The 12390-nt window shown below is 58.9% G+C and carries 8 protein-coding genes; 3 read left to right on the top strand and 5 right to left on the bottom strand.

The genetic code is table 11. The features are described from left to right. Positions 1-33: 33 nt before the first annotated feature. The 3 genes from recJ to KR51_RS00095 all read right to left on the bottom strand — a co-directional run bounded on the left by recJ (position 34) and on the right by KR51_RS00095 (position 3620). Positions 34-2316: a single-stranded-DNA-specific exonuclease RecJ gene (gene recJ / locus KR51_RS00085; RefSeq protein WP_022603664.1), complete on the bottom strand. Its 2283-nt coding sequence runs from the start codon at positions 2314-2316 to the stop codon at positions 34-36. 101 nt (positions 2317-2417) lie between these two features. Then, positions 2418-3269 carry a universal stress protein gene (locus KR51_RS00090; protein ID WP_022603665.1) on the bottom strand — a complete coding sequence of 284 codons (852 nt, stop codon included), beginning with the start codon at positions 3267-3269 and terminating at the stop codon, positions 2418-2420. Between the two features lie 96 nt (positions 3270-3365). Further along, on the bottom strand, positions 3366-3620 hold the full coding sequence (locus KR51_RS00095; protein ID WP_040654533.1) for a hypothetical protein: 255 nt from the start codon (positions 3618-3620) through the stop codon (positions 3366-3368). Positions 3621-3707: 87 nt separating this feature from the next. Here KR51_RS00095 and KR51_RS00100 point away from each other — a divergent pair, with 87 nt between their 5' ends. Together KR51_RS00100 and KR51_RS00105 are read left to right on the top strand one after the other, a co-directional pair. Further along, positions 3708-5090 (top strand): folate/biopterin family MFS transporter, encoded by a 1383-nt coding sequence (locus tag KR51_RS00100; protein ID WP_022603666.1) that lies wholly within the window; start codon positions 3708-3710, stop codon positions 5088-5090. Between the two features lie 758 nt (positions 5091-5848). Next, positions 5849-7339, top strand: coding sequence for a carotenoid oxygenase family protein (locus tag KR51_RS00105; protein WP_022603667.1), 1491 nt, complete (start codon positions 5849-5851; stop codon positions 7337-7339). Positions 7340-7565: 226 nt separating this feature from the next. Here KR51_RS00105 and carB read toward each other — a convergent pair whose 3' ends face one another. Further along, positions 7566-10841: a carbamoyl-phosphate synthase large subunit gene (gene carB, locus KR51_RS00110; RefSeq protein ID WP_022603668.1), complete on the bottom strand. Its 3276-nt coding sequence runs from the start codon at positions 10839-10841 to the stop codon at positions 7566-7568. 124 nt (positions 10842-10965) lie between these two features. Continuing rightward, the gene (locus KR51_RS00115; RefSeq protein ID WP_198016639.1) at positions 10966-11151 is read right to left on the bottom strand and encodes a hypothetical protein; all 186 of its coding nucleotides are present in this window, start codon (positions 11149-11151) and stop codon (positions 10966-10968) included. A gap of 240 nt (positions 11152-11391) precedes the next feature. Here KR51_RS00115 and KR51_RS00120 point away from each other — a divergent pair, with 240 nt between their 5' ends. Beyond that, complete coding sequence (locus tag KR51_RS00120; protein ID WP_022603669.1) at positions 11392-12381, top strand: 2-hydroxyacid dehydrogenase; 990 nt, start codon at positions 11392-11394, stop codon at positions 12379-12381. Positions 12382-12390: the final 9 nt, after the last annotated feature.

Here is a 12390-nt window from a genome sequence, read left to right on the forward strand (position 1 = left end):
AGGTTGGCGAAGTTTGCACGGACGTCAGGCAACTCAACCCACAGCGTCCGCAAGCGTTGTGACCGGGGCGCGACAGAAAAACTCGCGGCGAAACTGAGCTTCTGCTATGGCTTCTAATGCCTGCGAGATCGCCGCTTCAGCATCGTCGCACGGCTGCAACTGCCCGGACACGGCAACCGCATCAGCGGTTTGCTCGACGGTCAACCCCAGGGACTCCAGGGCATGCAACCCCACATCTAACGCGCGATCGCCGAGGTCGAGTTTGGTCCGTAATTGCTCGCGGCGCGCGACGGTGCCCGTGCGGCAGAGGAACTTGGCGATACCGACCAGTTGCTCCCACGTTGCTTGCGGCGATCGCGTCTCCGGTGCCGAATAGGCCAACGCCAGCTTGCGATCGTGCGTCCGCGCGCGACGGGCGTTAGTGCTGAGGTCGCGCCAGTCGTATGGACAGTCGTGCAGAACGACCGCTTCGTCGGTGGTGCGCTCGCAGTCCTCGGAGCGATCGCGCCAGTCGAGCAACCAACTGTGACGATCGTGTCGGACGCCGAGGCCGTCGGAACGCGGTCGAACGGCTAACAGACGGACTTCATAGCGGCGCGAGTAGGAATTGTAGTCGAGTTCGACGATCGCGTCGTGGCGCTCGGCAGTCGGCAGTTCGTCGACTGCGTGTCCCCACCAAATGCCGGGAAATCCCCTGTCGGTCGAGCCATCGTGCAACTCGAACGTGGTGCGCGGGTAGCGCGTTTTGCCACCCTTAAGGTCGCGATAATTGGTCCGCCACAGCGCCTCGAACCAACAAGCGCGCACGAGCAGTTTCGGCGCGGGGTTGCCCATACCGCACGGTTCGAGCCAGCGCAGTTCTCGGAACAGGTCTTTCCCGAGCTCGGCAACGGTAACGGCGAGGTCGGCCGTCACGGTGGGGGCTGTCGGCGTCGCGCCCAAACGCTGCCGTAACTGCTGTTGTAGTCCGTCGCGGAACAGCGGCACGTTCTCGGCGAGTAAGCTCATGCCCGCTGCGTAGGGATGCCCGCCAAAACTACGGAGCAGTGGTGCTTGCGAGGTAACTAGTTCGTACAAGTCGATGTTGTTGACCGAGCGCGCCGATCCCCGCGCGATCGCCGGATCGGCCGTCTCGTCGACGTTCAACAAAATCGTTGGGCGGCCGTATTCTTGCGCGATTTGACCGGCCACCAACCCGAGGATGCCACCGTGCCACTGCGGGTCGGCCAGCACGATCGCGTCTGCGGTCGAGAGATCCACCCGTGCGAGTTGTGCCTTCACGGCTTTGACCAAGTCGGTCTGCAGGTCGCGACGGCGGCCGTTAGCGAGTTCGGCAGCCGTTGCCAGCTCGCGACAGTGTTGCGGATCGCGACCGGTCAGCAGTTCGATACAGAAGCTGGCGTCACCGTGGATGCGGCTGACAGCATTGATGCGCGGTCCGATGCCGAAGGAAATGTCCGTGGCGCGATCGCCCACGCGCTGGCACAAACCGAGTAAGTGAGCGACGCCCGGTCGATCGTGGGTCTTGGCTTGAGTTTTGAGGCGATCGATGCCGCGCTGCGCCAGGTAGCGGCAGTCGCCTTTGAGTTCCACGAGGTCGGCAATCAAACCGATCGCGACCAAATCGAGCAGGTGCTCCAGCGGCCGTTGCGGTACGTCGGGCAGGCGTTCGTAGAGTGCTTCGACAAGTTTGTAGGCAACGGCGACACCGGAGAGGTGATGCAGAGGATGGTCGGACGGCAGGTAGCGGGGATTGACGATCGCCACAACATCCGTACGGGCAGCGGGCAGTGCGTGGTGGTCGGTAACGATAATGTCGATGCCGAGGGCGCGCGCGTGGTCGATCTCGGCGAGGTTGGTGCTGCCGGTGTCGCAGGTGACGACGAGAGTGACCCCCGCTGCCGCCAGGCGATCGAGACCGGCGGAGTTAAGGCCGTGGGATTCACGCAGGCGATCGGGCACGAGGTAACTGAGGCGATCGCGCGGTGCGAAGAATTCCCCCAGCCCGTCCCACAATACGCTCGTGGCAGTAATGCCGTCGGCATCGAAGTCACCCCAAATCGCCACGCGCTCGTCGTCGTCGCGAGCCTGCTGCAAGCGCGCGATCGCCCATTCCATCTCGTTGCCGAAGGCAAACGGACTCGTCGGGACGTAACAGTCCGGGTCGAGGAAGCCAGACAAGTTGTCAAGATCGCGGATGCCCCGCTGCCAGAGGAGAGCGGCGAGATAGCGTCCGTCAGGAGCATAACCCCGCACCGCATCCCGGAACCACTCGGGGACGGCATCCGCAGCAAGAATTTCCCAGTCGTCTTGCATGTTGTTAGCGGTAAATCGTGCTAGCGCTTGGCAGTACACCTGTCCCTATCTTCTCGCAGGGCACTGCCGAGTCGCCAGCCCGAAACGCGATCGCGTCCACTTCACACTGACGTGCGACCCAGCAGGACGGGACAGTTGGCGTGAACGCGCACGTAATCAGAGAGCGAGCCACCGAGCAAGCGATCCAAATCCGGCAGGCTCTTGGCAACTGTCGGTCGGCGATCGGGCGAGCCGAGGATCAGCAAATCGACGTTCTTGTCCCCGGCAAGCTGGCAAATTGTCGGACCTGCCTGACCGCCCGTCACGAGGCAGCTCGGCTCGATGCCGAATTGCTTGGCGCGCGCGATCGCGGCTTTCAACTCCGGCGCGGCATCGCCTCGCACGTGGGTTTGCACGCCCTCTGACGGATCGAGCGCTTTGTCTACGTAGGTTAAAAAGAGCTGCCCCCCCGAGATTTCGCGGACCAAAAACAACGCCAACTCCAGGCAATAACTAGCCGCCTTCGATTTGTCCACTGCGACCATCAGGCGCTTGAGCTTCTTGACGTAGATGTCATCTTTCACTAGTAGCATCGGCCGGCTGGTGAGTTGGAAGACATACTGGCTGACTGAATTCTCCAGGATCGACTCCAAGCGCTTGAGTCCGCGCGAGCCCATCACGATCAAATCGGCATCGAGTTCGTCGGCAACTTGCAGCACCGTATCCTTCGGTTCGCCCTGCCGCAGAATCGTGGTCACGCGCTGGGGATCGAGCTTCAGGCGCTGGAGGGCGCCGGCCAAGACCTTAGCCCCGTCTTCCCACTTCTCGGTCATGCCCTGAGCGCTCGCCTGCGGGGGTACAACGTGGAGTAACGAGAGCGTCGCTCGCTGCAGCGATGGCAGATCCAGCAGGTACTCCAACATCTCTTCGGTGTGACCCGTCCCCGAGTCGGCCAGGAGAATTCTTTTCAGCATCTCGATGCGTCCTTTAATCGATGCGTCTTTTAACAAAGCGGTTGCAGTTCGGCGCGGGCACCCTGTGGCTTCGCTCGCGACTGCCCGCAGTCTCGGCTAAGGCGGGCGAACAATACGTTCTAACGATCTGTTGGGAAACCAATCGCAAAACAGCTGCGACCCGATCGAGCCCGGTTCGATCTGCGATCGCGCGCGGGCGGCCAAATTGCCTCTGAATAAAGCATAGGCAGGCACTCGCGCCGCCATCGCCACCATGCAACACGTCTTCAAATTTAGCGAACGGGTATCGAGCGCGCGATCGCCAACTGTTTGGATCCCGCCAAACTGCTCCCGTCCTGAAGCCCAAGCCACGGCGCTCTCTCAGGTGGGACCGATCGCGCTCCGACCGAGCCGCCCGGTAAGATGGACTGAGATACAAAACTTAAACTTTCTTCAGGAATGACTGCCGCCCTCACCCCCCGCAAGCGACTGCGCAACGTCATCCGCGATCGCCTGCTGTTTGGCAACGAGCCGACGCCGGAGCTACTGGCGATTCTGTCGATTTATTTCGTGCAGGGCATTCTCAATTTGGCACGCCTGGCAATCGGCTTTTTTCTCAAGGACGACCTCGGTCTCAGTCCGGCGGAAACCTCAGCACTGATCGGAATTGCTGCCTTGCCTTGGGCGATCAAGCCGGCGTTCGGATTTTTGTCTGACGGGTTGCCGATCGCCGGCTTGCGACGGCGGCCGTATCTGATTATTTCCGGCGTGTTGGGATCGATCTCGTGGCTGCTGTTGGCGACGGTCGCGGACAGTGCTTGGTCGGCGACGGCTGCGATTTTGCTCGGTTCTGCTTCGGTCGCGCTCTCAGACGTGATTGTGGACTCGCTGGTGGTAGAACGCGCGCGCTCGGAATCGTTAGCTAACGCCGGTGCCCTGCAGTCGATTAGTTGGGGCGCCGCAGCGGTGGGTGGGTTGCTGACGGCGTATCTGAGCGGCTGGATGTTGGAGCGGCTCGATACGCGGTCCGTGTTCGGAATCGTCGCGACGTTTCCACTCATCGTGGCACTGGCGGCCGGGGCGATCGCGGAGCGAACGGCGGGCACGACGCCACGACCGGTCGAGCAGGCCAAACGCTTGTGGGCGACCGTGCGACAGCCGGTTATCCTGCTACCCACGGCATTTATTGTCCTGTGGCAGGCGACCCCGAATGCCGAGTCGGCACTCTTTTTCTTCACGACCAACGAGTTAGGATTCTCGCCCGAGTTCTTGGGGCGCGTGCGGTTGGTTACGAGTGGGGCGGCGCTCCTGGGCATTTGGCTGTATCAACGTTTCTTCAAAACCGTGCCGTTCCGCCACATTCTCGGCTGGAGTACGGTGGGGTCGGCGGTGCTGGGGCTGACCGCGCTGCTGTTGGTCACCCACGCCAACCGCGCGCTCGGCATCGACGATCGCTGGTTCAGCCTCGGCGACAGCTTGATCCTGACCGTCGCGGGCCAAATTGCGTTCATGCCGGTGCTAGTGTTGTCCGCGCGGTTGTGCCCGCCGGGCGTGGAAGCATCGCTCTTTGCGCTGCTGATGTCGGCGTTTAACTTAGCGGGCTTGCTATCCCAAGAGCTAGGCGCGCTGCTAACCCAATGGTTGGGGGTCACCGCAACGAATTTCGACAATCTCTGGCTGTTAGTGCTGTTGACCAACCTTTCAACCTTGCTGCCGTTGTTTTTCCTCGGTTGGGTGCCCGCGCGCGACCCCCGCGTCTTGTCAGCGGACGAGCCGCTGCCGGCTGCACCCGCACCCGATTGCGTTGCCGAACAACCTGTCGCACTCTACGGCGACCGGTAAAGCGATCGCTTCGCGCTGTCACGCTCCTATCCCACTCAGCTCGCTCTTTAGCAACAGAAAGGTCGATCGGGACAGTCTTCGGAAAGGGAATCCTAACAAAACTGACGTTGCAGACCGGAAGTGTCCGAATCGGCTCTTCAACTGCTATAGCAATACCCCACTCGATCCGGACAGTTCATCTTTCACAGAGTGGGCCTTAACGGATAACCCGGCCCCCGCATGCCTTGCCGATACCATGCCGAGTTGTCAGGGGATGCGGTTGGGGCGAGATCTCTATCGAGAGACGTAATATTTCCATTAAAACTTGACATTTCTCGGGAAAACTGTAGAAATTGATTAGCCGAGCCGTCAAGACTTTTATCCCCCAGCATTAGCTGAGGGACGGAAGGAAGAGAGTTTGTGCAGCTGGAAACGGCTTATTGCAGCTCTGAAGGAACGCGCCTTTAATCGAAAACATGTGAAATACCGCTGATAAAAGTATACGCAAGACCCCGGTTAACCGGAACGTCGTTTAGTATTCCGAGACTGGCAGTTACCGAGGCGTCAAAGTCGAGTTATGTGACTTTGACGAAGTCATTACACATCCGGCCAGCCGGATGAATTACTGCGTTTTCAACCACTTGAGAGCATCTGGGTCGACAAATTTAGCAGTTGGGGAGCTGGTGCGAACCCTTGAGTTCTGAAACAACTGTGATTGCGGCATTTCCATTGCCGAAGTTGTCCAGACGCTCCCTTCAATTGCTATGTAGTTAACGACCATGACCTCAACCCAGCAGCATCCGCCTGCAGGAGCGTCCATGCGCTTCGATGACTGGCGGCTAGGATACGAATCCCAGCGTCGTGAAGAAGCCTATTGGCTGGATCGCGAGGCGATCGTTGGCACGATTCCTGCCGAACTGCAGGGCACGCTCTTCCGTAACGGACCGGGTTTGCTGGATGTGGGCGGGACGCCGATTCACCATCCCTTCGACGGTGACGGCACGATCTGTGCCGTCACTTTCCGTGACGGACGCGCCCATTTTCAGAATCGCTTCGTCCGCACTGAGGGCTTCTGCGCCGAGCAGGCAGGGTGTAGAATCCTTTATCGCGGTGTTTTCGGCACGCAAAAGCCTGGCGGTTGGACGAGCAATGCCTTCGACTTTCGCCTTAAAAACATCGCCAACACCAACGTTATTTACTGGGGCGGCAAGCTCCTGGCGTTGTGGGAAGCCGGGCTGCCGCACTGCCTCGAGCCGGGCACATTGGAGACGTTCGGCACTGACGAGCTTGACGGCGCGATCGCCGATACGTGCGCTTTTTCCGCTCACCCGCGCGTTGACCCCTGCAGCCAGCTCGACGGCGGCGCGCCTTGCCTGGTCAATTTCTGCATCAAGCCCGGTTTGTCCACGACGATCTGGGTTTACGAATTCACGACTGACTGCCAGTTGCTCCGCAAACACGCGCACAGCGTGCCCGGTTTTGCATTCATTCACGATTTCGCGATTACCCCGAACTACTGCCTGTTCTTCCAGAACTCGGTATCGTTCAACCCGATTCCCTTTGCGTTAGGCCTGCGCGGTGCGGGCGAGTGCGTGAAGTTCCAGCCCCAGAAGCCGACGCGGGTGCTGGTCGTGCCTCGCGATCCGGCGCGCCAAGACGTAAAGGTCCTGGAAGTCGAGGCGGGCTTCGTGTTCCACCACGCCAATGCCTGTGAATTGGACGAGCAAACCCTGCGCATTGACTCGATCTGCTACGCTGACTTCCCCAAAGTCGAACCTGGCTCGGACTTCCGCGACCTGGATTTCTCGGCGCTGGCGCCGGGGCAGCTATGGCGCTTTACGTTGAACCTGAATGCTGGGACGGTGGATCGTCAGTTGGCGATCGCGCGGCACTGCGAGTTTCCCTGCGTGCACCCGCAGCATGTCGGTCGGCCGTACCGCTATCTGTTTCTCGCCGCAGCCGATCGCCCCACGGGTACCGCGCCGTTGCAAGCGATCCTCAAGTACGACTGGGAGACGGGTGAGACGTGTCTATGGAGTGCGGCCCCGCGCGGCTATACCGGCGAGCCGGTGTTTGTGCCGATGCCTGATGCAACCGAGGAAGATGCTGGCTGGCTGCTGGTGCTGACTTACGACGCGAGCGCGCACCGGTCGGTGGTGGTGGTGTTGGACGCACGCGATCTGTCAGTCGTCACCGATCTGCGTCTGAAGTACCACATTCCCTTCGGACTGCACGGTACCTGGACGCCCGAGTGCTTCGTCTCGACGTAACGCGATCGCGCCGTGTCCTGGTAGCTGGAGCCCGCAGGCAAGAGCCGCCGGGATAGGGTCTGTTTTGACGAGCCATGCCTCTAGCTCTAGCGGACGAGACGGACCAACAGGCGATCGCCCCTCGCTTCGGACCAGCAACCGCTAGCTCACCCCCTGCGGCTTGGACTTTGCTCCGCAAGGGGGACAGATCGCGTTCGAGCCCGCAATCGACTTCCAAGTTCGTTGACTACTGCACCGAGGTGCCGATGAAATCCTGTAGCGCTTTCACATCTAGCGGCTGCGACTGCAGCGTCTGGATTGCTGCAACCGTAGCGCGCGCGCCTGCAATTGTGGTGACGATCGGGATTTTGTAGGCTAGAGCCGTGCGGCGAATCAGGCGTCCGTCGGCTTGGGCTTCGAGCCCTGACGGCGTGTTGATGATGAGCTGAATGTCGCGGTTCTTAATCGCATCGAGGACGTGCGGGCGTCCCTGATGGAGTTTCAAAACTAGCTCGACCGCCAGCCCTGCCGCCTGTAATGCCTGGCGCGTCCCTTCCGTCGCGACGATCTTGAACCCGAGGTCCATGAAGTCGCGCACGACCGGAATCACTGCCGCTTTGTCGCGATCGCTCATGGAGACGAACACCGCTCCAGACAGCGGCAGCGCCTGACTCGCTCCTAGCTCGGCTTTAGCGAACGACTTGCCGAAATCGCGATCGATACCCATCACCTCGCCCGTCGAGCGCATTTCCGGTCCGAGTAACGTATCGGTGCCGGGAAACTTCGCAAAGGGCAACACGGCTTCTTTCACGGCAACGTGCGCCAAAGTCGGTTCGCTCGTGAAGTTTAAATCGACTAGAGATTTACCCGACATCGCGCGTGCAGCCAGTTTGGCCAGGGGAAAGCCCGTTGCTTTGGAGACAAACGGGACCGTTCGCGACGCGCGCGGATTGGCCTCCAAGATGTAAACGGTCTCGCCTTGAACGGCATATTGCACGTTCATCAATCCGACAACTTTCAGTTCCCGGGCAAGTGCGTGCGTTGCTGTCCGAATGGTGGCAATGACCTCATCGGATAAAGACGTATGCGGTAGCGAACACGCTGAATCGCCCGAGTGGATGCCGGCTTGTTCAATGTGCTCCATGATGCCGCCAATGGTCACGTTGCCCTGCAAATCGGCGATCGCGTCCACGTCCACTTCCACGGCGTTTTCCAGAAACTTGTCGATCAAAATCGGGTGCTCCGGCTCGACTTGCACCGCCACGTTCATATAGCGTTCGAGTTCGGCATCGGAGAAAACGATTTCCATGGCGCGGCCGCCCAACACGTAGGATGGGCGCACCACGACGGGATAGCCGATGCGTCCGGCGATCTTCAGTGCCTCTTCGTAACTGCGGGCCAAACCGTTCGGCGGCCGGGCGATCGCCAACTTGTCGAGGACATCATCGAAGCGCTCGCGATCCTCGGCGGTGTCGATCGAGTCCGGCGACGTTCCCCAAATCCTTGTTGCTTCGTCATCCTTTGCAGCTGAGTCGCCGGCCTGCGCGTCCAGGAACTGCTGCAGCGGCACGGCCAACTTCAGGGGCGTCTGTCCGCCGAACTGAACGATGATGCCGCGGGGTCGCTCGACGCGAATAATGTTGAAGACATCCTCGCGCGTAAGCGGTTCGAAGTACAGGCGATCGCTGGTGTCGTAGTCGGTCGAGACGGTTTCGGGGTTGGAGTTGACCATAATCGTCTCGAACCCATCTTCGCGCAGCGCAAACGATGCGTGACAGCAGCAATAGTCGAACTCGATGCCCTGACCGATACGGTTGGGACCGCCACCGAGAATCATGACCTTCGGGCGATCGGACGGGAGGACCTCGCTTTCGCCTGCTTCGTAAGTCGAATAGTAGTAGGGCGTCGACGCTGCGAATTCGGCCGCACAGGTATCGACCATCTTGTACACCGGAAATACGTCTAGCTCGAGTCGTCGGGCTTCGACGTCTCGCTCGGCGGTTTTCGTAGCAAATGCAATTTGCCGATCCGAGAAGCCCAGCTGCTTGACTTCGCGCATCTGAGCGGCACGAATTTCTTCGATCGGCGTGCGCTTGAGGAATTTCTCGCCTTCAAACAGCGTTGCCATATGGTTGAGAAACCACGGGTCGATCGCCGTCAGCTCGTAAATTTCGTCTATATCAATACCGAGCTGCATGGCCTGACGAATGGCGAAGATCCGATCGGGATTGGGCGTGCGCAAACTTGCACGGACCTGCGCGATCGACGGCAGCTTCTCGGCGCGATCGCACCCCCAGCCGTAGCGGCCGATTTCCAACGATCGCAGTGCTTTTTGGAACGACTCGCAGAACGTGCGCCCGATCGCCATTGCCTCGCCCACGGATTTCATTTGCGTGGTCAATACGGGCTCGGAACCGGGGAACTTTTCGAAGGTGAAGCGCGGGATTTTGGTGACGACGTAATCGATGGTTGGTTCGAAGGACGCCGGGGTTTGCTTGGTAATATCGTTTGTAAGCTCGTCCAAGGTATAACCGATGGCGAGCTTTGCTGCGAACTTAGCAATGGGGAATCCAGTCGCTTTGGATGCCAGCGCCGACGATCGCGACACGCGCGGGTTCATTTCAATGACAATAACATCACCATTCTTAGGATTAACGGAAAACTGTATATTCGAGCCACCGGTTTCAACGCCAATCTCGCGAATAATCTTCAGGGAGTAATCGCGCAGTCGCTGGTATTCCTTGTCGGTTAAGGTTTGAGCGGGTGCCACCGTGATCGAGTCACCGGTGTGTACGCCCATCGGATCTAGGTTTTCGATCGAGCAAATGATGACAACATTGTCGGCGAGGTCGCGCATCACCTCTAGCTCGTATTCTTTCCAACCCAGCAATGATTTTTCAATCAGAATCTGCGACACCGGACTGGCATCTAAGCCGCCGGATGCCATTTCTTCAAATTCTTCTTGGTTGTAGGCGATGCCGCCACCCGTCCCGCCCAGTGTGAATGCAGGGCGGATCACAATGGGAAAACCGCCAATTACGTTTTTAGCAATACTTTTCGCTCCATCGAGCGTGCTGGCAATCCCCGACGGACAGACCGGCACGCCAATCCGTGTCATTGCCTCTTTAAAGAGCAATCGATCTTCTGCCATTTCGATTGCGGCGAGCTGTGCCCCAATCAACTCGACGCCGTATTTTTCAAGAATGCCTTTGCGTGCCAACGCAACCGCAACGTTCAATGCGGTCTGACCGCCCATTGTCGGCAACAGCGCATCGGGACGTTCTTTAGCAATAATTTTCTCGATGAATTCGGGAGTCAGCGGCTCGACGTAGGTGCGATCGCTCATTTCCGGATCGGTCATGATCGTAGCGGGGTTGGAGTTAACCAACACAACCTCATAACCTTCCTCGCGCAATGCCTTACATGCTTGGGTTCCGGAGTAGTCAAATTCGCATGCTTGCCCGATAACAATTGGTCCGGAACCGAGCAACAGAATTTTGTGCAGGTCATCGCGGCGGGGCATCGCAAGTTCGTCGTCTTCGCAACGAGTCTGAGAAATCGACCCTATTGTATCGGCTCGGCGGCGCTCCCCACGCGAATGTGGTGGTTTAATAACGCATCGAGCGAGACGCAGCAGCTGGTTGAATTCAACCAACCTGAGAGCATTTCCCAACCGGGCGATCGCCAAACGGCACCGGTCTCGTGGCGGACTCGAACCCTTTGACTCCTCCAGTGCTGTAGAGCTCGTTGACCATTCGCGCGGGATTCAACCCGCTCCCGGCTGGGTAACTGTCGGCACGATTCTTGCTATCGGTGTTATCGGCAACTGTCACCACCACCTTTGGCAGTTTCGCTACCTGTGTGCTCGCACGTCTGCAAAGGGTTTTATTGCCGAATGCATCATTACTTCTTTGATACGTCAGGTTGTTAGTCACCCTCGGCAAGTCATCCTGTCTGCAGGGGCAGCAAGTGTCTCGGGGGAAACGCTAAGAGACTCTTGCAAATTAGGTCCAAGCGCGGATCGCGCGATTCAATAGGGGCGTAAACCAGCTTTTATCAGGAGGGCGAGGGCGATGAAAGTTGCCATGTTCAGCACCAAGCGCTACGACCGAACGTTCTTCGATGCAGCAAATCGCGATCGCCACGAGATAACCTACTTTGAGCCACGGCTGACGGCGAGTACGGCCCCCTTGGCTGAGAGGTATCCGGCTGTGTGTGCGTTTATCAATGACGAACTCGACGCAGCGACCCTCAAGATCCTGGCCGCTGGCAATACGCGGACCATCGCCTTGCGATCTGCGGGCTTCAACAACGTCGATCTGCCTGAAGCTAAGGCTCTTGGCATGAACGTCGTGCGGGTCCCGGCGTATTCCCCCTATGCAGTTGCCGAACACGCAGTAGGGTTGGTGCTGACGCTCAACCGCAAGCTTCACCGTGCATACAGCCGCGTGCGTGACGACAACTTTGCCCTCGATGGATTGTTGGGATTCGACTTGCACGGCGCGACAGTCGGTATCGTTGGCACGGGCAAGATCGGTCGCTGCTTTGCCTGCATCATGCAAGGTTTCGGTTGCAAATTGCTGGCGTACGACGTTTACCAAAACCCCGAATGTTTGGAGATGGGGATCGAATACGTGGAACTACCCGAACTGCTAGGGCGCTCGGACATCATTTCATTGCACTGCCCGCTGACTGAGAATACGCACCACCTCGTCAACGACGAAACTATTGCACTTTTCAAACCCGGTGTCATGCTGATCAACACCAGTCGCGGGGCACTCATCGACACGGCTGCTGCCATTCAAGGGATCAAGTCGGGTCAAATCGGCTATCTCGGGATCGACGTGTACGAGAGGGAAGCCGATATCTTCTTTGAAGATTTATCTGATGAGGTCCTCCACGATGACGTGTTTCAGCTCCTGCAGTCGTTTTCCAACGTCGTGATTACCGCCCATCAGGCGTTCTTCACGCGGAATGCTCTCGAGGCTATTTCTTCCACAACGCTTGCCAACCTCGATGACATCGAGCAAGGACGTTCCTGTGCCAACGAAGTTAAGTCCTGACCGAAGGGC

It is taken from the genome of Rubidibacter lacunae KORDI 51-2 (genome assembly GCF_000473895.1).
GTDB lineage: Bacteria > Cyanobacteriota > Cyanobacteriia > Cyanobacteriales > Rubidibacteraceae > Rubidibacter > Rubidibacter lacunae.

Bases quoted from the DNA above. Each gene is read 5' to 3' on its own strand.
- KR51_RS00120 (WP_022603669.1), top strand. From the start codon at position 11,392: ATGAAAGTTGCCATGTTCAGCACCAAGCGCTACGACCGAACGTTCTTC.
- KR51_RS00100 (WP_022603666.1), top strand. From the start codon at position 3,708: ATGACTGCCGCCCTCACCCCCCGCAAGCGACTGCGCAACGTCATCCGC.
- KR51_RS00090 (WP_022603665.1), bottom strand. From the start codon at position 3,269: ATGCTGAAAAGAATTCTCCTGGCCGACTCGGGGACGGGTCACACCGAA.
- carB (WP_022603668.1), bottom strand. From the start codon at position 10,841: ATGCCCCGCCGCGATGACCTGCACAAAATTCTGTTGCTCGGTTCCGGA.
- KR51_RS00105 (WP_022603667.1), top strand. From the start codon at position 5,849: ATGACCTCAACCCAGCAGCATCCGCCTGCAGGAGCGTCCATGCGCTTC.
- recJ (WP_022603664.1), bottom strand. From the start codon at position 2,316: ATGCAAGACGACTGGGAAATTCTTGCTGCGGATGCCGTCCCCGAGTGG.